The sequence below is a fragment of the Nonomuraea spiralis genome, assembly GCF_014648435.1.
Classification (GTDB): domain Bacteria; phylum Actinomycetota; class Actinomycetes; order Streptosporangiales; family Streptosporangiaceae; genus Nonomuraea; species Nonomuraea spiralis.
The window spans coordinates 61,656-80,416 of record NZ_BMRC01000030.1; the positions used below are offsets into that span (position 1 = coordinate 61,656).

At 69.5% G+C, this 18,761-nt stretch carries 19 protein-coding genes and 1 pseudogene; 11 read left to right on the plus strand and 9 right to left on the minus strand.

All coding sequences use genetic code 11. The annotated features are described in order from the left end of the window. Positions 1-72: 72 nt before the first annotated feature. Together IEZ27_RS43985 and IEZ27_RS43990 are read left to right on the plus strand one after the other, a co-directional pair. Complete coding sequence (locus IEZ27_RS43985; RefSeq protein WP_229824883.1) at positions 73-639, plus strand: RNA polymerase sigma factor; 567 nt, start codon at positions 73-75, stop codon at positions 637-639. Beyond that, positions 632-1,822, plus strand: coding sequence for a CU044_5270 family protein (locus tag IEZ27_RS43990; RefSeq protein WP_189652688.1), 1,191 nt, complete (start codon positions 632-634; stop codon positions 1,820-1,822). The genes IEZ27_RS43985 and IEZ27_RS43990 overlap by 8 nt, the downstream gene beginning before the upstream one ends. 188 nt (positions 1,823-2,010) lie before the next feature. On the opposite strand, the gene IEZ27_RS43995 is transcribed toward IEZ27_RS43990, so the two are convergent. Further along, on the minus strand, positions 2,011-3,120 hold the full coding sequence (locus tag IEZ27_RS43995) for a serine hydrolase domain-containing protein (protein WP_229824884.1): 1,110 nt from the start codon (positions 3,118-3,120) through the stop codon (positions 2,011-2,013). Between the two features lie 342 nt (positions 3,121-3,462). Here IEZ27_RS43995 and IEZ27_RS44000 point away from each other — a divergent pair, with 342 nt between their 5' ends. Beyond that, a complete protein-coding gene (locus IEZ27_RS44000; protein ID WP_268246122.1) occupies positions 3,463-3,843 on the plus strand; it encodes a helix-turn-helix domain containing protein in 381 nt (126 codons plus the stop codon). Here the strand turns inward: IEZ27_RS44000 and IEZ27_RS44005 are convergent. From IEZ27_RS44005 to IEZ27_RS44020, 4 genes are read right to left on the minus strand one after another with little or no spacing between them, the layout of a single operon-like run. Continuing rightward, the gene (locus tag IEZ27_RS44005) at positions 3,786-4,964 is read right to left on the minus strand and encodes an ABC transporter permease (RefSeq protein ID WP_189652690.1); all 1,179 of its coding nucleotides are present in this window, start codon (positions 4,962-4,964) and stop codon (positions 3,786-3,788) included. The genes IEZ27_RS44000 and IEZ27_RS44005 overlap by 58 nt on opposite strands. Beyond that, positions 4,961-5,617, minus strand: a complete 657-nt coding sequence (locus IEZ27_RS44010) for an ABC transporter ATP-binding protein (RefSeq protein ID WP_189652691.1) — start codon at positions 5,615-5,617, stop codon at positions 4,961-4,963. Before IEZ27_RS44010 ends, IEZ27_RS44005 begins: the two co-directional genes overlap by 4 nt. Continuing rightward, the gene (locus IEZ27_RS44015; RefSeq protein WP_189652692.1) at positions 5,614-6,633 is read right to left on the minus strand and encodes a peptidoglycan-binding protein; all 1,020 of its coding nucleotides are present in this window, start codon (positions 6,631-6,633) and stop codon (positions 5,614-5,616) included. Before IEZ27_RS44015 ends, IEZ27_RS44010 begins: the two co-directional genes overlap by 4 nt. Then, entirely contained in the window at positions 6,630-7,109 is a 480-nt protein-coding gene (locus IEZ27_RS44020) for a hypothetical protein (RefSeq protein ID WP_189652693.1), read from the minus strand. The genes IEZ27_RS44015 and IEZ27_RS44020 overlap by 4 nt, the downstream gene beginning before the upstream one ends. Before the next feature lie 89 nt (positions 7,110-7,198). On the opposite strand from IEZ27_RS44020, the gene IEZ27_RS44025 reads away from it, so the two are divergent. From IEZ27_RS44025 to IEZ27_RS44035, 3 genes are all read left to right on the plus strand, one after another. Further along, on the plus strand, positions 7,199-7,852 hold the full coding sequence (locus IEZ27_RS44025) for a response regulator transcription factor (protein ID WP_189652694.1): 654 nt from the start codon (positions 7,199-7,201) through the stop codon (positions 7,850-7,852). Further along, positions 7,849-8,979 (plus strand): sensor histidine kinase, encoded by a 1,131-nt coding sequence (locus IEZ27_RS44030; RefSeq protein WP_189652695.1) that lies wholly within the window; start codon positions 7,849-7,851, stop codon positions 8,977-8,979. Before IEZ27_RS44025 ends, IEZ27_RS44030 begins: the two co-directional genes overlap by 4 nt. A 637-nt stretch (positions 8,980-9,616) precedes the next feature. Next, positions 9,617-10,054: a MarR family winged helix-turn-helix transcriptional regulator gene (locus tag IEZ27_RS44035; RefSeq protein ID WP_189652696.1), complete on the plus strand. Its 438-nt coding sequence runs from the start codon at positions 9,617-9,619 to the stop codon at positions 10,052-10,054. 218 nt (positions 10,055-10,272) lie between these two features. Here the strand turns inward: IEZ27_RS44035 and IEZ27_RS44040 are convergent, their stop codons facing one another. After that, positions 10,273-11,376 (minus strand): alpha/beta hydrolase family protein, encoded by a 1,104-nt coding sequence (locus IEZ27_RS44040; protein WP_189652697.1) that lies wholly within the window; start codon positions 11,374-11,376, stop codon positions 10,273-10,275. Between the two features lie 539 nt (positions 11,377-11,915). On the opposite strand from IEZ27_RS44040, the pseudogene IEZ27_RS54495 reads away from it, so the two are divergent. Further along, positions 11,916-12,053 (plus strand): annotated as a pseudogene (locus tag IEZ27_RS54495) (IS30 family transposase); the annotation flags it as partial. A gap of 36 nt (positions 12,054-12,089) precedes the next feature. Here the strand turns inward: IEZ27_RS54495 and IEZ27_RS44045 are convergent. Further along, positions 12,090-12,449, minus strand: a complete 360-nt coding sequence (locus IEZ27_RS44045) for a nuclear transport factor 2 family protein (protein ID WP_189652698.1) — start codon at positions 12,447-12,449, stop codon at positions 12,090-12,092. Positions 12,450-12,757: 308 nt separating this feature from the next. Between IEZ27_RS44045 and IEZ27_RS44050 the strand changes: the two genes are divergently transcribed. The 3 genes from IEZ27_RS44050 (at position 12,758) to IEZ27_RS44060 (ending at position 13,679) form a co-directional block, all read left to right on the plus strand. After that, a complete protein-coding gene (locus IEZ27_RS44050; protein WP_189652699.1) occupies positions 12,758-12,895 on the plus strand; it encodes a hypothetical protein in 138 nt (45 codons plus the stop codon). Beyond that, the gene (locus IEZ27_RS44055; RefSeq protein WP_189652700.1) at positions 12,885-13,199 is read left to right on the plus strand and encodes a DUF6262 family protein; all 315 of its coding nucleotides are present in this window, start codon (positions 12,885-12,887) and stop codon (positions 13,197-13,199) included. The genes IEZ27_RS44050 and IEZ27_RS44055 overlap by 11 nt, the downstream gene beginning before the upstream one ends. Before the next feature lie 255 nt (positions 13,200-13,454). After that, positions 13,455-13,679, plus strand: coding sequence for a biotin/lipoyl-containing protein (locus tag IEZ27_RS44060; protein ID WP_308427351.1), 225 nt, complete (start codon positions 13,455-13,457; stop codon positions 13,677-13,679). Positions 13,680-13,689: 10 nt separating this feature from the next. Here IEZ27_RS44060 and IEZ27_RS44065 read toward each other — a convergent pair whose 3' ends face one another. Together IEZ27_RS44065 and IEZ27_RS44070 are read right to left on the minus strand one after the other, a co-directional pair. Continuing rightward, the gene (locus tag IEZ27_RS44065; RefSeq protein ID WP_189652702.1) at positions 13,690-13,863 is read right to left on the minus strand and encodes a hypothetical protein; all 174 of its coding nucleotides are present in this window, start codon (positions 13,861-13,863) and stop codon (positions 13,690-13,692) included. Between the two features lie 185 nt (positions 13,864-14,048). Next, positions 14,049-14,216, minus strand: coding sequence for a hypothetical protein (locus IEZ27_RS44070; protein ID WP_189652703.1), 168 nt, complete (start codon positions 14,214-14,216; stop codon positions 14,049-14,051). Between the two features lie 253 nt (positions 14,217-14,469). On the opposite strand from IEZ27_RS44070, the gene IEZ27_RS44075 reads away from it, so the two are divergent. Next, the gene (locus IEZ27_RS44075; protein ID WP_189652704.1) at positions 14,470-18,573 is read left to right on the plus strand and encodes an nSTAND1 domain-containing NTPase; all 4,104 of its coding nucleotides are present in this window, start codon (positions 14,470-14,472) and stop codon (positions 18,571-18,573) included. The last annotated feature ends 188 nt before the right edge of the window (positions 18,574-18,761 follow it).

The following is an 18,761-nucleotide window of genomic DNA, read 5'->3' on the forward strand; positions in this document are numbered from 1 at the left end:
GTAGTCAAGCACCCCGAACACGGAGGAGTCGCTCATGAAGGGACGCACCGCACCATGCCTACGGCGAGAGCGGTGAGTCGCCCCGCGGAGAAGCTCGACGATTCGCAGATCGTCGCCGCCTCTTTGGAAGACCCGGAGAAATTCGGCGAGCTGTTCCGCCGCCACTCGCCGCGACTGCACGCCTATGTCAAGCGTCGCCTCGGGCGCGCTCTGGCCGATGACGTGGTGGCGGAGGCCTTCGCTACCGCGTTCCGCCAGCGGGAGCGGTACGACGGGCAGGCGGAGTTCACGGCGTGGCTCTGGGGGATCGCCGGCAATCTGATCGCCAAGCACTATCGGCAGGAGACTCGGATGTATCGGGCCTTCGCCCGAACGGGGGTGGACCCCGCGGAGGACGGCGTCGCCGAGTTGGTCAGCGATCGCGTGGCCGCCGCGGCGCACGCCCCTCGGCTGACCAAGGCACTGGCCTCGCTCGGCTCCCAGGACCGCGACGTCGTTCTGCTGCTGGCCTGGGGCGAACTGTCGTATGCCGAGATCGCAGCGATCTTGGATCTACCCCTCGGCACCGTCAAGGCCAAGATTCACCGGGCTCGGATGAAGCTCCGCAAAGCCCTCCCCGAGGAGAAGAACGATGGATGAACTCGACGCGCTGCGGCAGATGCGGACGGCACTCGCGCGTGAGGAGAGCCCGGACGAGCTCGCCCTGCGTACCGACTGGCGCCGGTCCGCCGCTCGGCCACGCGCCCGTCGCGCCTTCCGGGTGCCGCTGGTGAGCATCGTGGCGACGGCCGCCCTGGCCGCGGGGACCGTGGTCGCCGTCTCGCTGGCCTCGGACGGGGATCAGGTCGCTCCCGGCGGCGTAAGCCCTCGGATGCCGGGAAACGCCCTGCTGGTGGCCGCCACCAACGTGCAGAAGGGGCCGACCGGCACGTACTGGCACACCACCCGCATCGCCGGAAAGATCTACGCGGTCGGCGAGAGCGCGGCCGGGCACTACAAGTTCGAGTCGAGGATGCGGTACGACGACTGGACCGACCGCAGCGGGAAGGGGTGCCTCGCCCACGAGGACCTGCCCGCCCGCCCGTGGACGGACGGCGACAGGCAGAAGTGGGTGGCGGCGGGTGCCCCCAAGACGGTGCGGGTCGCGACCGAGGATGGGCCGGGTTATCTGTTCACGGAAAGCGTGAAGAGGAAGCAGACGTGCCGCAGCGTCGGCGATCGGGGCTTCTTCGGCATGACACCGCGGCAGCTGGCCGAGCTGCCGGCCCAGCCCGAGCAGTTGAAGGATGCCCTGTTGGATATCGAGGGCAATTGGGAGGCATATGCCCCGAAGGTCACGAAGCAGCCGATACGGGCGCTTCGGGGTGACCGGCGCGTCCGGGCGCTGAGCGATGTGGCCGGAAAACTGCTGGCTGAAGCGATCGTGCCGCCGGAAGTCCGGGCGGCCGCGTTCCGGATGCTCGCCACGCTGCCCGGCGTCAAGGCCGGGGGCGAGACGACCGATCCGCTGGGCCGCAGCGGAGTGGTGATCTCCCTGCCCCTGGAGACCACGATCCCCCTTGGTCTCTTCAGCGCCCCCAAGCAGCTTGGCACGTACCGGCGCCAGTGGATCATCGATCCCGGCAAGGGGACGCTCCTGGCCGTGCGGGACCTCGTGGCGACGCCTCCGCACGGCTCGCGGGAGCTTCCCCCCGGGGACGATGGCAAGCCTCGTCGCCTGACGGTCGGTGATCAGCCTGATCGGTTCCACAAGCCGGGGGAGGTCTCCGGGTACGAGACGTACGAGGTCGCCGAGTGGACCGACACGGCGCCGGACTTCTGACGTTCACCCTCTCGTACGCGATGGCCTGACCCGCCAAGGCCCGAGGTGTGTGACCGTCCCTGCTCTGGTGGGGTGACGGTGGGCGCGCCTGGGGCATGCCATGAGATGTCCCGATCACGGCAGGTAGACGCCAGGAGCGGCAGCGGGCCTTGGACTTCCAGCCGCCCTGACCTCAGCCTTGAAGCTCTCTAAGGGCACAGCGCGGAGGTCAGCAGGGTCATGGCCGCCTGATGAGGGTCGCCGGAGAACGGGGTGATCGACAATGTGACCTGCCGCGAACCGTCGGCCGAGTTGAACGCCACCGTGAGGTAGCCCGGGGCGCCGCCGCCGTGGCCGTACGCAGTGCCGCAGGGAAGGGGCGCCAGCTCCAGCCCGAGCCCGTACCCCTCGGTCGTGCCGGGATCCTTCATCTCCTTCAGCAGACCAGGGCGGAGCAGCTTGCCCTGGAACAGGGCGCGGTAGAACCGGTTGATGTCCCCGGTGGTGGAGATGATCTCGCCCGCCGCATTGGCCATCGTGGGATTGAACCGTGTGACGTCAACGGGGACGACCCTGCCACCCTTGGTGACCGGCACATAGGCGTGGGCGTGCGGGCCGTACACCTCCGGTGAGGCTCCCGGCACGCGGGTGTGCCGCAGGCCGAGCGGCCGCAGGATCCGCTCCCTGATCTCTGTCGCGTACGGCCTGCCGGTGACCTTCTCGATCAGCATGCCGAGCACGATGTAGTTGGTGTTGGAGTACCTGTACTCGGACCCGGGTGGGAAGTCGCGCGGGAGCTTTTCCGCTCTTTCCACCAGTTCGCGTGCCGACCAGGTGCGGTAGCGCTCCTTGGGAATGCCCGCCTCGTCCATCATGCCCGTCGAGTACTCGGGAAGGCCGCTGGTGTTCTGGAGGAGGTGCCTGATCGTGATGTCGGCGCCCTTGTCCACGAGCTTCGGCAGCCACTGCTCCACACTGTCGGACAGGTGCAGCTTTCCCTCTCCCACCAGTTGAAGCACCGCGGTCGCCGTGAACGACTTGGTCACGCTCCCGGCCCGGAAGCGCCCGTCCACCGGGGCCGGCTGGGCATTGTCCATCTTCGCCCTGCCGCTGGCGGCTCGCCAGGTCCTGTCCCCGTCGCGAACCTCGGCGATCGCGGCGACCGCACCGCCTGCGACGACCTTGTCCAGCATCGCCTGCAAACCCGGCCGACCGCTCGGGCTCGCGTCTGCCGCCGCGGTGGCGGTCACGGCGGGCGTTGCCGACAACGACACGGTCAAGCACGCCACGACGGCCGCGCTGGTGCGTCTTCCCTTCACGTTGCTCCTCCGATTCGCGGAGTCCGGCTCTCGGTCTCCGCCGTACCAAGATCCGGCACGAGAGGGCGGTACGGCGTCGGAGTTGTCCCCTACGGAAACCCTGATTCCACACGGGCGATTTCCGACTTGGGAAGGACGCCGAGGTTGGCCTTCTGGCCAACCTCGGCCTTTGACTACGCAATCGGCGCGCCACGCCTGCTCGGCTCACCGGCATCGCCGACGGCATCCGATGGGCACGCGACGACTTCCACAACCCGCTGATCGCCCTGGGGCTCACGAGGTGAGAACTCCTTCAGCCCTGGGGTGATCTCGGGGTCGTCGCCGCAGACCTCGCGGGTGCGGGTGTGGCCAGCCATCGCGGCCCCGCCTGCCACGGGCACGGCATTCATCGCCGTCGGCGCGCGGGCAGGCGTGACGCGGGGAGCGCCGTACCGGCACTTCATGGGCAAGGACAGCCTGCTGGATGCCGTCGCGACCGAGAGCTGGGAACGCCGGGACCAGCCGTATGGGTACCAGTTGTTGTTCAAGCGGCTCGGGCACGGTCCGGGAGAGCGCGGCGAAGGGCTCGACCGCGTCATGCGCCGGCTCTGCGGACCGGAGGGCGACGTTCCCGCAGCGCCGCGCCCAGCGCGCTGCCGCCGATCCAGTGGTGTGATGGCGGCCGGTCAAGGCGAGGCCAGCGCCTCTGTCGGGGCCAGATGGCCGGCACGGATGGCGGGGTAGAGCCCAGCCAGGCCGCCGACCAGCAGGGTGGCGACCAGACCGCCTACCAGTGCCCAGATGGGGATCACCATCGGGAGGGCCTGAACGGTCGCGTACACACCGGTCACCGCGGTGCCCAGGAACAGGCCGCCGAGACCGCCGAGACCGGACAGCAGCAGCGCCTCGGCCAGGAACTGGAGGAGGATCTGCCCCTGCGTGGCGCCCAGTGACCGCCGCAGCCCGATCTCGGCCTTGCGTTCCAGGACCGAGATGACCATGGTGTTGGCCACGCCCACACCCCCGACGACCAGGGCGACCGCGCCGAGGCCGAGCAGCAGGCCGGTCAGGGCCCGGTCTGTCGCCTGGCGGGCGGCGAGCGCGTCGGACGGCCTGGACGCGTTCACCTCGCCGGGCACCTGAGGTTTGGCGGTGGCGGCCAGCACGGCGCGCACCGCTTCCACGGCCGAGTCCTCGGTGCGGGTGTAGATCGTGGTCGGATGCCCGTCGAACGACAGGTACCGTGCGGCAGCGGGCCAGCCGATCAGCGCGGAGGAGTCCAACTCCGGCGCGAGCGGTGCCGCGTCCAGCATCCCGATGACGGTGAACCAGTGTCCACTCAGGTACACCTGCCGTCCCAGTGTCGTGACGCCCAGCCGTTCGGCCGCCGTCGAGCCCAGCACGACGGCCGGGTACCTCGCCGTCGCGCCGTTGAGCCAGGTGCCTCGCGCCACAGCCGCCCCGACGAGATCGGGGACGGTCAGCTCTGTGGCGACGACGGCGATGCCGCCGCTCTCGGCCGCGGGGATCCGATCGTTGCGGTACACGTGCGCGTCGGGCAGCAGCGCGGTAGCGGCGGCACCCGTCACCGGGCGGATCCTGCGGATCATGGCCGCCGCCTCCCGCGGCAGCTGCGCCTGCTTGCCGAACACGGTCTGACCCGGCGCGACTGTGAGCAGGTTGGTGCCGAGCCTGGCCAGGGTCCGGTCCAGCTCGGCTCGGCTGGAGGCGGAGATCCCGACGACCGACACCATCGCGGCGATCCCGATGGCGACGCCGAGGGCCGACAGGAGGGCTCGCAGCGGCCGGGTGCGCAGCCCGGCCCCGCCCACCCTGATCACGTCCCTGGCCGACAGCGTCGTCATGGCAGCACCCGCCCGTCCCGCATGCGCACCTGCCTGGGCAGGGCGTGCGCGATCTCCAAGTCGTGTGTGATCACCACGATCGTGGTCCCTGACGCGTTCAGCTCTCGTAGCAGCACGAGCACGCCCGCGCCTGCCACCGAGTCGAGGTTGCCCGTCGGCTCGTCGGCCAGCAGCAAGACAGGCCTGCGCACGGCCGCCCGTGCGATGGCCACGCGCTGCCGCTCGCCGCCGGACAGTTCGTGCGGCCGGTGCCGTACGCGATGGCCGAGCCCCACCTGGTCGAGCGCCTCCAGCGCCCGGGCGCGCCGCTGCCCGAGCGGCACCCCTGCGTACAGCAGTCCGTCGGCCACGTTGTCCAGCGCCGACGCGCCTGTGGTCAGGTGGAACTGCTGGAACACGAACCCGATCCTGGTGGCCCGCAGCTCCGACAGGGCGTGGTCCGGCAGCGTGCCCACGTCCTGGCCGTCGAGGTGCACCCGGCCACTGGTGGGCCGGTCCAAGGTGCCGAGGATGTGCAACATGGTGGACTTTCCCGACCCGGACGGCCCGACGATGGCCAGCAGCTCGCCCTTCTCGACCTCCAGCGAGACGTCATCCAGCGCGATGACACCACCGGGGTAGGCCTTGGTGACGCCCTCGAGCCGCGCGATCATGTCGGCATCCCCACCTTCAGGCCGGCGGTTAGTCCCTGTCCCGACACCTCGACACGCCCGCCGGCGAAGAGCCCCGTCCGGACCGGAACGATCCGGCCGTCGGCGAGTTCGACGCCGTACCCGCCCTCGGACAGCGCCAGGAGCGCCGCGACCGGCACCGTGAGAACGTCTTTGCGCACCTCGGAGACGAGCGTCACATCGACCGCCGCCCGATCGAAGCCCACGGCTCCGATCGCCACGGTCAGCTCGACCTTCGTGGTCGTGCCTCCCTGATCGGAATTGACCACGAACTGCGCCGTGGCGACCTTTCCCTGAACCTGTTCGCCGGCCGGTGTCTTGACCGTCGCCGTCGCGCCGATCCTGGCCAGCCGATACTCCGTCTCATCCAGCCGTACGGTGACCAAATGCGCGCTCCCGGTAACGGTGAGGAGTGGAGAGCCCGGACGGACAAGCGTCCCAGGCCCTGCCGTCTGGTCGTTGACGCGGACGGCGCCCGGCTGGAAGACAACCCGGCCGAACTCGACCACGCCTGTCTGCTTGACACCGAGGTCCTTCTGCCACCTGCGTACGGCCCGCGTGCTCTCCCTGCTGAACACGTCGTCGACGGTGAAACCGCGATAGCCGAGTTCACGCAGGTTCTCTTCCAACTGCCGGACATCGGCCCCTCGCGCGCCGGGCCGCAGCGTTCGGTAGCCGGGCACCTTGCCGTACAAGAGCACGGTGGGGATCTGGTCGACCTTGAACAGCACGCCACCGCGCCGGACCGTCGAGCCGATGGCTGGGAGCGCGGTGACCGTGCCGGGAGTGGCCGCGGCGAGCGGGCGCTCCCGGCCGTAGCCCACGATCCCCGTAGCCGTCGTGGTGTCGGCCAGGTCCTGCTTGGTGATCTCGGCGAGAGCGGCGGGCACGGCGTCGTGGGTGACCGGTTCGTCTCCGCGCCCGCCGAACACGATTACCGCGGTGGTGGCGCAGACCGCCGCGAGGATCAGCGACCCGGCCGCGAGCCGGCCGGTCATGCCGCGCGGCACCTTTCCATGGCGGCCTTGAACTTCGGGTCGTCAGGGCCGGCTCCGAGGGCGCCGACGTCCAGCTTGAGCCTTCCGCTGGGGTCGGGGTCGGGGAACGTGGGGTACCCGTTCTCGCGCATGCACCTGGCCTGCTTGCGCGCGCTGTCGAGATCTTGCGGACTCGGCTTGCCTCCCCGGCCGCCGGGCAGGAGGCCACCGCATTTGGCCATCGCGGCGTCCATCTTCTTCTTCTCGGCGATGTCGCTGCTGACCTCGAAGCGGCCGTTGGTCGGGTCCTTGATGTCGACGCCCTCACCTCGCATGCACCGGGCGAAGGCCAGCTCGGCGTCGCCGGCGGCCGAAGGGCTCGCGGCCGCGCTCGCCGTGGCGCCGCTCGCGGTGGCGACCCTGGTCTCGGGTTGGGCGCCGCAGGCGGTAAGGACGAGGCCCATGGCGAGGAGCCTGATCAGCGTCTTCGTCTTCATGGCCCGGAGTTCATCGCAGAGCCGATTACCGTGGCGTTAGCGCGAACGTTAACGGTGGCGATACACCCAACCGGATAGAACTCCTGAGCGTGCGTGTTCTGATCGTTGAGGACGAACCGGTGCTGGCCGACGGCATCGCCGAGTGGCTGCGTCGCGACGCGCTGGCCGTTGACGTGGTCAACGACGGCGGCTCGGCGCTCGAGCGGCTCGGAGTGAACGACTACGACGTGGTCATCCTTGACCGTGATCTGCCCGCCGTCCATGGCGACGACGTGTGCCGATCGATCGTGGAATCGGCCACACGAACCCGCGTTCTCATGCTGACCGCTGCTGCGGCCGTACGGGATCGGGTGGCGGGCCTCCAACTCGGCGCCGACGACTACCTGCCCAAGCCGTTCGCGCTGGCCGAGTTGTCGGCCAGAGTACAGGCGCTGCTGCGGCGCACCGGGCCCGCCACGCCTCCGGTCCTCAGCCGCCGTGGCATTCGGATGGATCTGGCCAGGCGGGAGGTCTACCGCGATGGGCGTTACGTCGCGCTGTCGCGCAAGGAGTTCGCCGTTCTCGCCGAGTTGCTGCGCGCCGACGGGGCGGTGGTGTCGGCCGAGGACCTGCTGGAGCGGGCCTGGGATGAACACACCGACCCGTTCACCGGCGTCGTGCGGGTGACCATTCTGAAGCTGCGCCGCAAGCTGGAGGTCCCCGTGATCGACACCATTCCCGGCTCCGGGTACCGGATCGCATGAAGAAGCTCACGATCAGGGCCAGGCTGACCCTGGTGTACGCGGCGTTCTTCCTGGTGGGCGGAGTGGTGCTGCTCGGCGTCACGACCCTGCTGGTGTCCCAGCAGGTGCCATCGGCCATCAGCGGCAAGCACATCCTGTCGTCCACGCCATCTGAACCGCCGATGGACGAGGGACGGCAGATGTTGAGCGAACGGATCCGTACGGCGACCACCACCTCCCTGATATCGCAGGGCGCGATGGGGTTGCTGCTGGTCGGCGCAGCCTCGGTCGGGTTCGGCTGGCTGGTGGCGGGCCACGCGCTGCAGCCCCTGCACCGCGTCACCGAGACCGCGCGGCGGCTGGCCGGGGGCGCGGGGCGGGGACTGCACGAACGGATCGTCATGAACGGCCCGCAAGACGAGGTACGCGACCTGGCCGACGCCTTCAACCTGATGGTGGAGCAACTGGACGCGGCCTTCGACGGACAGCGCAGGCTGGTCGCCAACGCCTCTCACGAATTGCGCACCCCGCTGGCCATGAACAGGATGCTGGTGGAGCTAGCGGTCAGCAGGCAGGGTGCCTCGGAGGACTGCATCCAGCTCGGCACGTCGTTGCAGACCGTCAACGAACGGCACGAACGGCTGATCGACGGCCTGCTCACGCTGGCCGACTCCGAGCACGGCATCACCGAGCGCACCCCCGTCGACCTGGCCGACATCGCCGGCCACGTGTGCGACCAGCGCGGCGTGCCCTGCGACGGCGCGGCCGCCGCGATCACCAGAGGCGATCCGATCCTGCTCGAACGGCTGGTCCAGAACCTGATCGAGAACGCCGTCGAGCACAACGTGCCCTCCGGGCTCGTCTGCGTGAGCACGAAGACCGTCGGCGAGGACGCGGTGCTGACCGTGGCCAACTCGGGGCCCATCGTGCCGCACTACGAGATCGAGTCGCTGTTCCAGCCGTTCCGGCGTCTCAACCGCGAGCGTACCGGCGGTGGGAGGGGGTTCGGCCTCGGACTGTCCATCGTGCGCTCCATCGCCCGCGGTCACGGCGGCTCGGTAACGGCCGTGCCTCGCCATGGCGGCGGCCTGGTGGTAACCGTGCGGTTGCCGGGCCCGGGCACCGCCTCGCCGCGAGAGGCCGTGTGACGCACTCGGCCGGCTGAGCTACCCAAGTGCCTGACCTGCGGGAACACCGCAGATGGCGGCTGGTGGGGCCGACTTGCGCTTCCAGAGCTCTGTGCCGTGCTCGGTGTCGTCGGGCGGCGGGAAACGGCGGCGGGAAACGGCGGCGGGCGATGTCGGCGGCGATGAGGACAAGTTGCACACCGCATGGTGAACAGACCAGAGGACCGGGCCCGTGCTGCATGCACCCCGTAGATGGCGGCATCTACCTCTCAACGGCCATCCACGGGACGTTCGAGTCCCGATTCGCCACCTCCCCGGCGCCGACCTCTTCGCACACCTACGAGCAAGGCTCCGGCCAACGCGGCGGCCACCCCGATGGCCAGCCAGCCGGGTGATCCGCCGGTGATGGGCCGGCAGTCGGCGACGCACAAGATGGGATCGATTCGTACCACGTCGGCACCCTGGAGGATCCACAGCAGACCCAACAGGATGAGGAGTGTCCCGCCGGCGTTCCTGGCGCCCCTGCGCCACCTCACTGGACGTGCGGGGGAGGGGCGGGGCATCTCGTCTCCTTCGGCTATGCTGAAACTCTTCAGGAAGCTTTATAAGGTTAGGTTATAAGGTGGCCGAACAATCTACAACCGATGAGCCGCTCCTGTTGCAGCTCATCGGGCAGACGTTCAACCTGATCCTCGACGGGCTGCTCCGCCACCTGGTCGAGAACGGGTGCAAGGATCTACGTCCCACTCACTACCTGAACGTGTTCCGGCTGATGGACTGCGGCGGCACCCGGCCCACCACACTGGCCCGCAGAGCCGGGATGACCCCGCAAGCGATGAGCGAACTCGTGGGTCACCTGGAACAACACGGCTACGTGCGACGCGTTCCCGATCCGGCCGATGGCCGAGGCAGGGTTGTCATCTTCGCCGACCGGGGCACCCGGGCCGCCGAGATCAGCGCCGCCTACTTCGCCGGGCTGGAGGCCCGCTGGGCCGGCATCGTCGGGGCCGACGGTATCCAGGGCATCAAGTCCACCCTCACGCAGATCCTCGCCGACCTGTCGGCCGACAACACCGCAGCAGAGGGCAGTGTCTGAGCAATTACGCCGGGACGATCCGCGTACCCGCTTCGCCTGAGATCAGCGGAGCGGACGTCCGCGCGGCGATCTGTCCGATCCAGAGTCGGCGGGTAGCTGTTCGACCGCGAGGAAGATCGGGCTGAGCAGGGTAATACGCGGCCCCGTCCACGTCGCTCCTGACAGTCTCCCGGGCGCCTCCCACGGATGGCGCCCCGTAAGCGCGGCCTGCCGGCTGTTCAGCCGGCAGCGGTGCCTGCCCCCTGCTGAAACCAGGCCAGCACCTTGGGCAGCGAGAGCCTGAGCGAGGTCAGGTGGTTCACGCCGCCGACATCCATGAGAGACGCATCGACGTGCCGCGCCCGTAGGTCCTTCAGGCAGCTCTCGGAGTTGGCGAGAACCACGTCGCGGTCGCCGGTGGCGGCGAAAAGCCGCACCGACGCACCGGGCCGCAGGTCGCGGCACGTGGTGTCGTTGCGCCTGATCGCCTTCAACAGCCGGCCCGTAGGCTTGCCGAGCTTGCCGAGATAGGCCGGGGTGAGAAGCTCGTCCACCGTGGACGGCAGAGCGGCCGCGATGGTGCCCAGGTCATGGCTCCCGTCGAGCAGGTCCGTCACTTTCGCGTCGTACGGCGGGCGGAACGCCTCGGACGGTTCGTCGTAGACGTCGTAGACGCGGTCCATCGAGGTCAGCCAGTACGCGAGATAGAACGCCGCCGATCGGCCGTCGAGCCTGCCGTCGACCGCGGCGGGAAATTCTGCGTGCTCGATGTCGAACGGGCCGCTGATCGGCGCGATCGCCGACACGTCCAGGTCCCGGTCCTTCTGCAGGGCCGCGCCGAGGGCCATGGCGGCGTGGCCACCCTGGGAGAAGCCGGTCACCATGATCCGCTTGTCGAACGTGACCTGCTGCTGCCCGGCGAGCCTCCGGGCGGCCTTGAGGAGGTCGATGGAGGCGCCGGCCTCGGTGGCGGTATGCATGTACGGGTGCGCGCCCGGCCCTTCGCCCAGGCCGAGATAGTCGGCCGCGGCCGCGGCGAAGCCGTGCGTGGCGAAGTAGACCGGCAGATAGCGGCCTTCCCCCGTGGACGCCACCGAGGGTGCCTCCCGCCTGTCGGCCATTGTGCCGTGGCTGTAGCTGACGACGCGAAGCTCATGGGCGGGGGTCTGGGGCAGGACGAGTGAACCGGTCGCCGTGGTGGGCCCGCCGTTCGCGTCAACGGTGCGGTAGCTGACCCGGTAGACGTCGACGCCCTTGGCGTTCTCGATCGCGGGAAAGCCCGCCTTGCCGAGGAACGCGTTGACTTCGCTGCCTGTCATGCGGCTCACCCGCTCGGCCTTCACCAGGGCGCCTCTTGCGGGAGTCGCGGTCGCGGCGGTCGCCGTCACAGGCGCAATGGCCAGGAGCGCGGCGCAGGTGAGAGCCGCGATGCGGGGGAATTTCTTGATCACGGGAGCACGCTATTCTCCTGCGCGGGCTCGCCCCAAGCAGGACGTCCCCCGCATAGTGGTAGGGCCAGCCCCACCGTGCGAGCAGAAAGGAAGGCGTAAACCGATACGTCAGGTGGAACGTGCACCACCGGCCAAGTCAGCGGATTGTCATCACTCCACTACTGACCATCTCTTCTGGATGTCGCTTCACGGACGGCGCTCCCCAAACGGCGCACCCATCCCTGGCAGGCAAGCAGTGACCGGTAAGCCTGGCACACGGGAGCCGGAACACCGCCCGACAGGCGTTCCTGCACACCTTCGTCGCCGGGGACGTCACACTCCACGCGTATCGCATCGGACAGGCCGGCGCCGCCCGCCCCGGGCGCGGGATTCCCTGGCTGTGTGGCTGGAGGCAGGCTTCGAACAACTCACGCGACCGGGCAGGAGGTGCGCGCACGACGTGCTACGTGATGCTCGTCCACCTGCCCATCGACCGGACCGCCGATCGCGTGCGTGACGCCCTGGTGGAGACCATGGCCACGCTGCCCGCCCATCTCAAGCGCTCGCTGACCTGGGACCAGGGCAGCGAGACGGGCCGTCCGAACGTCATCACGGCACGCCGCGCCCTACATGGGTGTCTGGTGGAGGAGGACGACCCGCCAGCCCTCGGAGGTCCGGCGATAGACCGTCGACGCATGCCATGAGGACGTCTCATCGCCGCTGGTGCTTGTCAGCTTGTAGGTGACCACGGCTCCTGCGTCGCCGAGCGGTTTGACCACAACATCGTGTGCCCGGTTGCGCCGGTCCGGGTTCCCGCTTCCCTTGACGTACATGTCGAGAACCTGCTGCCTGGACACGATGCCGAAATGCCCCATGGCTACGAAGTCATCGGCGCAGTACTCCTCGAAAAACCTCTCGTCAAAGGCGGCGTCCGCGTCCAGCATCCGCTGCTCGAGTTCTACCAGGGTCACTTCGATGCCGCTCATCCAGCCAACTCCTTGTTGTGGGGTGTGCGGCCCACGCTGTCAGCTGTACCTGACGTCCTCTGGCAGGTACAGCCGGCGATCCTGAAATCTCTGACGAAAGCACTTTGGGCATGACGGGGTGTTGCTTCCCGGAGTGGACCGGTCGCCGGTTCCACTGGAAGTCATCCGATTGCTCCTCGACCACGATTCCATGCAGATGACCGTCCGCTACACCAAGATCACCGACCAGACCGTCCGGCGTCGCCGGGAGAAGGCGACCAAGGTCAGCGGGCGTCCCTTGACCTTGACGGGCCACTCGCCCAGGCGCGATGGGCCAAGACCCGTTCCGCCACGGCGGCGAGGGCCAGGCCCGGGTCGCGGAGACGAACCAGCAGGTGCTCGCCAACCTGGACCGCATGATCAGCGAGATCGAGAAGGACGAGGCCGAAGAAGCCGATGCGAGCTGACAACACCCATCACATCGTCGACGCTGCCCGGCGCCGAGCCGAGTGGACCCGCCAGCGGGCCATCGCCGCGCTGCGCCGCATAGACGCCGTCGGCCGGCACGTCACCTTCGACGCCGTCGCCCGGCAGGCCAAGGTGTCTCGATCATGGCTCTACACCCAGGACGACCTGCGCGCCGAGATCGAGCACTCCGCCGACGACACCCGGCTGCGTCCTCGCTGCTTCCGCCTCGGCGTCGGCGCGCCTCCGATCCGTCGTTGCTGCGCCGACTGGAGGCTGCCGCGGTTCGTATTCGCCCATCGGTGACCGGGGCTGTGTCACAGCCGACCGCCGCGAGCAGGCGCGGGTCGACAACGACGCCTCGTGGAGCCGGGTACGCACCTGACCGCCGGACGGCTGCCGCCTGCTGTCTGTGGCGGGTGGAACTCCGTGCCCGCACTGCGCGTCTTCCATCGCCTTTGGGGGCTTTGCCCCACGGGTTTCCCATTCAGCCACCTGGACGTGAAGATGCCGTTTGTCGAGGTCAAGGCCCCGCAGTTCCCCTAGAGCGTCTCGGAGGGCATCTTGCTCAACTGGCGTAAGAGGCCTGGTCAGGAAGTTGAACTGAACGACATCCTGGTCGACATTGAGACCGATAAGTTCATTCTCGAGTTCCCCACGCCGGCCACCGGGGTCCTGGCGGGGATCATCAAGAATGAGGGTGACCACGTCAGCTCAGAGGAGCTGATCGCGATCATCGAAAGGCGTGATGGACCAGGCGCTCCCGCTTCTGCCCACGAGGCATAGGCTGCCCCGGTCAGCCCGCCGCCGGCTCGGTGAGGCGGGCTTCGAGGTCGGCGAGCACGCGCTGAGCCAGCACGGACGAACTTCCCGCGCCGAGCCCGGCCGAGCCCACCGAACGCCAGTGGATGCGGCGGGCCGGGTCGTGACGCCTTCGGGGCCTGGGGCCAGTTCGGCCGTTCCATCTCATGGGATGTGATCGATGAATTAGGCTCCTCCTGCTCTACGGGGATCGGGCTGCCGGGGACGCGGGTGCCCATCGGCCTCGATCGCCACCTGGGGGAGAGCCGAAGGCACACCAGAGCGGCATCGCCCCTTGTCGTCGCCGAAGGGTGGTTGAACATGGGACGTCAGCTCACGGTGGCCCTGGCGTGGTCATCGCCTGCCCCACACCGCGCGGATCACTTCGGCCGTGGCTCGCAGGACACGTGCGCGATCGGCCGAGGCGCATCCCCGGATGGCCACCCAAACCATGAGTACGGCGGTCGTGGCCACGCACACCAGGCTGATGACCGGCACCAGCACCCACAGCGCAGAGTTCATCGACGTGTCCCTCCCGTGATCGGCAGCCGGAGGATCGGCTGCGGTGGGTGTCAGTACACCGTGCGAGCAGCCGGCGTCCAACGATTGCCGGAGCGGCCGGATGGAGGGCCTTCCGGCCCAGGTCAGCCTGCCTACCGGCGCCCGTCCGACCGGACGGGCCGGACGGGCCGGACGGGCCGGACGCGCTGGACGGGCCGGACGCGCTGGACGGGCGCCCGCTCCGGACGGGCGCCCGCTCCGGAGAGCTGCGCGCATGACCGGTGACGCCGATCTGCCCGCCACGCGAGCGGTGTTGCGAGATGCGTTGAAGGAGCTGGAGGAGGCGGCCCGCGAGTGCACACCCAGGCTGCGGCGCCGTGACCTGATCGACCGGGCCAACGAGCTGCTCAGCACGCGGCAGGCGACGGCCAGACTGACTCCGCAGACGGTCAGCGACTGGTTCCGCAAGGGCAGCACCGCTCAGGACTTCGTGCCGTTGTGGACGCTGGTCCGCGTGCTGCTGGAGCACGCCGGCAGCCCGCCCGTCTACGACCTGAGGCACGCCTGGTGGCACAACCAGCATGAGCTGTGGAAGAAGCGCTGGGAGCAGGCCCGCGCGGCCGGCGCTCAGGACGGACGATCGAGTCGTGGCCCGGCGGCGGGCGAGACGTGCCCGTATCCGGGGCTGCACTCGTTCAAAGGGGAGGAGGCCGAGTGGTTCTTCGGGCGGGAGGCACTGGTCAGCAGCGTCATGGACCGGCTCGAACTGTGCCTTGCCGACCGCAGCCCGCTGGCCGTCGTCGCGCCCTCCGGAGCTGGCAAATCGTCGCTGCTGCATGCCGGCGTGCTTCCGGCGCTGGCCAACGGCCAACTGCCTGGCTCCCGGCATTGGCCGCAGCTGCTGCTCACCCCCACGGCTGATCCGCTCGCAGCGCTCGCCGGGAAGCTCGGCACACTGATCGGGGCCGACGAGGCGCTGCTCACAGCGACGCTGGAGGACCGTCCCGACGGGCTGGGCGCTCTGATCCGCGAGCGGCTCGGACTCCCGCCTGACGGCAGGGTCGTCCTGGTTGTCGATCAACTGGAGGAGCTGTTCACGCTGTGCCAGGACGAGTCCGCACAGCGCCGATTCGTGACCGCGCTCGCCGGCCTGACCGCGACGGCGGCACACATGCCCCCGCCCAGCGCCGAACCGCCCGTCGCGCTGGCTCTCTACGGTTTGCGCGCGGACTTCTACGGCTCCTGCGCCGACTTCGCCCATCTTCGCGACGCGCTGGCGAAGCATCAGGTTTTCATCGGTGCGATGACCGACGACGAGGTGCGCAGGGCCGTCACCGAACCGGCCCGGCGAAGCGGCCTGTCGCTCGCCCCGGGCCTGGTCGACATCATCCTGCACGATCTGCGCGGCGCGGCCGGACCGCACGGAGGCACCTACAAGGCCGAACGGTTGCCGCTGCTCGCGCACGCGTTGCGGGTGACGTGGCTGAACCGCAGAGGCAACGCCCTGACTTTGGACGGCTACCGCGCCTCCGGCGGCATCGACGGCGCGGTCGCCACCACCGCGGAGAACGAGTTCGGGAAGCTGACGACGCCGTCCGCCCAGCAGGCGGCTCGGGCGTTGTTCCTCGGTCTGGTCAGGATCGGCGAGAACGGCGAGGTCACCAGCCGCCGCCGTACCCATGAAGACCTGTTGCTGGCCGCCGCCGACCCGCGGACCGCCGGGGAAGCCGCCGAGCACTTCACCCGCGCCCGGCTGCTCACCCAAGGGGTGGAGCGGGAGGACGCCTCGGTCACCGTCGAAATCACTCACGAAGCACTGCTGTGGGCCTGGCCACGGCTGCGCGACGACTGGATCGGGCAGGGCGCGAGGGGGGCGAGTGCCCTGATTCGCCAGGAAGCGGAAGACGCGGCCGTTGCCTGGGAGCGTAGCCGGCGCAAAGACGTATCGGCCCTGTACGGGGGCGGCAGGCTGGAGCTGGCCCGCAGTTGGGCGGCGGGCCTGAGTCGCGCGGAGGTCAGCCCGCTCGTCAGGGCGTTCATCGCCGCTTCCCAGCGGCACGAGCGGCACAAGCGGCGGATCCGGAACGCGGTGGTGACCACGGTATGCGTGCTGGGGCTGCTGGCCTCGGGGTTGGCCGTATTCGCGCTGGACAAGCAGGGTGCCGCCGTCGCGGAGCGTGACAACGCGATCTTCGAACGGGTCACGGCGGAGGCCGACCGCCAGCGCGAGACCAATGGAGCGCTTGCCGCACAGCTCGACCTGGCCGCGTATCGGATGCGGCCGACGCCCGCACTACGTACCCGGCTGATGACGGAGGCGGGGGCCGTGCAGTCCACAACGCTGCCGGGACACTACCCGAATTCCCCTGTGGTCGCCTTCGGTCCGGACGGCACCCTCGCCACAGGCTCCAGCCGGCTGCGGCTCTGGGACGTGTCGGACTGGACTCGTCCGGCCCCCCTGACCTCCGAGCTCAGCGCTGGAGATCGAGTCGCCGTGCAGCAGCTCGCCTACAGCCCGCGAGGCGGCCTGCTGGCCCGCGGCGGTTCGGACGGCACCATTCGGCTCCTGGACGTCTCCGATGCCAGACACCCGGTGGCGCTGTCAGCTCCGGTGACCGTGTCGAAGGGCATGGTGGTGAGCCTGAAGTTCAGCGCCGATGGCCGGACCTTGGCCCTCGGTACCAGATCAGAGGCCCCCGGCACCACGACGAGCACCGTGCAACTGTGGGACGTCGCGGATCCGCGACGTCCCCGGCGACTGAGTACCGTGCTGTCCCGGCAGCGTGAAGGCGTCTCGTCCGTCGCGTTCAGCCCGGACGGGACCACCCTCGCCGTCACCGGGGGCACCGGTCCTGGGGTTGACCGCAGGCTGCTGACCCGGCTGTGGGACGTGTCGGATCCAGCCCGTCCCACCCCGCTGGGCGGCGAGCTGGGCGGGCACACAGGCGTCGTTCACCAAGTGGTGTTCGCCCCCGGGGGACAGATGATGGCCACCGCCGGGGGCGACAACAGGGTGCTGGTCTGGGACATCGTGGACCGCAAGCGGCCGAGGGTGAGCGACACCCTCTTCCTGTCCACGACTGTGAGCGCGGTCGCCTTCAGCCCGGACGGGCATGTGCTGGCCACCGGGGACAACTCCGGGAGCATCTACCTCTGGAACACCGGCGCCCCGGCCCATGTCAGAACGCTCGGCCCCCCGCTTCCAGGGCACGCCAGCGTTGTCAGCAGCCTGGCCTTCGACTCCACGGGACGCACCCTTGCCAGCGGCAGTGGCGACGGCACGATACGGCTGTGGCGATCGCCCCCGACACTGGCCGTCACGGGCGGCGGCCTGTCCGTCAACTCGCTGGCGATCACGGGCGACGGCCGCCTGCTCGCCGTGGCCTCCGGGTTCCACGTCACGCTCTGGGACGTCTCCGACCCGGGCCGCCTGATCCCGCTCGGCGCGCTCCCGTCGCCCCCCTACATCGTGGACGCGGTGGCCTTCAGAAACGGCAGGTCAGGTACGTCCGAGAAGACCATCTTGGCCACTGGTGACCGTGGAGGCGCCGTACGGCTGTGGGATGTCTCCGCACCCGCCCGTCCGGTGGATCTCGGTAAGGCACCGGCCGGGCAGCTCGCGTCGATCTCCGCGCTGGCCTTCGACGCCACGGGGCACACCCTGGCCGCGGCCTCGATGAATCTCCAAGGCGGCTACTCCGGCGCACTGCGCGCCTGGGACGTGACGGACCCGGCCCACCCCACAGCGCTCGGCGGTGAGCTGCGCGGACAGTCACTGCCGATCAAGGGCATGGCGGCCGCACCCCGGGGACCGTACCTCTACAGCAGCGAAGTGTTCGGCACGATCCACGTCTGGCGGACGGGCGACGGAGCCGTTCCCGTGCAGGCCGGCCATGTCGCCACCAATGCGCTACTCATGTCGCTTGACGTCAGCACCCGTTCGCTGCTGGCTGCCGGCGGCGCGGACAACACGGTCCGGTTGTGGGACCTGTCGCGGCCGGACTCCCCGAAGGTCGTCGGGACGCCGCTGCCCGCCGGCGGCGTGGTCTCCAGTGTGAGCTTTTCTCCGGACGGCAGGCTGCTCGCCAGCGGCGCGGTCGGCCAGATCCGGCTGTGGGACACCTCCACCCCCACGTCCACCTCCGCTCACGGACTCCCGGTCACCGGCCACAACGGCTCGGTCAACGCCATGGTGTTCAGCCCACGCGGAACCCTGCTCATCAGCGGCGGCCAGGACGGCACCGTACGACTCTGGCAGACCGACCCGGAGCGTGCCTTCGCGATCCTGTGCGCGTCGACACGTCACGCCATGACACCCGATCTATGGAAGAAGTACGTGTCACCCGCCCTTGCCTACCACCCGCCGTGCAGCAAGTGATCGGTCGGCCTGTTCGCGGCGCCGGCGGCCGGGCAGCAGAGCAGCTGGTGCGGCGGCGGCCAGCGCGAAACCGAACGCCCATCAGAAGGCTCCTCGAAACCCGGTGTTCCACTGCAAGGTGGTGGCGAGAACGGCGGTGCCGAAAGGAGGTCAGCCCGGCCCGGCCACTGTATGGCCCGACCATCGCT

What these genes read in the sequence shown, in the direction of transcription:
- IEZ27_RS43990 (WP_189652688.1), top strand. Translation starts at nt 632, where the DNA reads ATGGATGAACTCGACGCGCTGCGGCAGATGCGGACGGCACTCGCGCGT.
- IEZ27_RS44005 (WP_189652690.1), bottom strand. Translation starts at nt 4,964, where the DNA reads ATGACGACGCTGTCGGCCAGGGACGTGATCAGGGTGGGCGGGGCCGGG.
- IEZ27_RS44010 (WP_189652691.1), bottom strand. Translation starts at nt 5,617, where the DNA reads ATGATCGCGCGGCTCGAGGGCGTCACCAAGGCCTACCCCGGTGGTGTC.
- IEZ27_RS44015 (WP_189652692.1), bottom strand. Translation starts at nt 6,633, where the DNA reads ATGACCGGCCGGCTCGCGGCCGGGTCGCTGATCCTCGCGGCGGTCTGC.
- IEZ27_RS44020 (WP_189652693.1), bottom strand. Translation starts at nt 7,109, where the DNA reads ATGAAGACGAAGACGCTGATCAGGCTCCTCGCCATGGGCCTCGTCCTT.
- IEZ27_RS44030 (WP_189652695.1), top strand. Translation starts at nt 7,849, where the DNA reads ATGAAGAAGCTCACGATCAGGGCCAGGCTGACCCTGGTGTACGCGGCG.
- IEZ27_RS44045 (WP_189652698.1), bottom strand. Translation starts at nt 12,449, where the DNA reads ATGAGCGGCATCGAAGTGACCCTGGTAGAACTCGAGCAGCGGATGCTG.
- IEZ27_RS44050 (WP_189652699.1), top strand. Translation starts at nt 12,758, where the DNA reads ATGGGCCAAGACCCGTTCCGCCACGGCGGCGAGGGCCAGGCCCGGGTC.
- IEZ27_RS44055 (WP_189652700.1), top strand. Translation starts at nt 12,885, where the DNA reads ATGCGAGCTGACAACACCCATCACATCGTCGACGCTGCCCGGCGCCGA.
- IEZ27_RS44065 (WP_189652702.1), bottom strand. Translation starts at nt 13,863, where the DNA reads ATGAGATGGAACGGCCGAACTGGCCCCAGGCCCCGAAGGCGTCACGAC.
- IEZ27_RS44070 (WP_189652703.1), bottom strand. Translation starts at nt 14,216, where the DNA reads ATGAACTCTGCGCTGTGGGTGCTGGTGCCGGTCATCAGCCTGGTGTGC.
- IEZ27_RS44075 (WP_189652704.1), top strand. Translation starts at nt 14,470, where the DNA reads ATGACCGGTGACGCCGATCTGCCCGCCACGCGAGCGGTGTTGCGAGAT.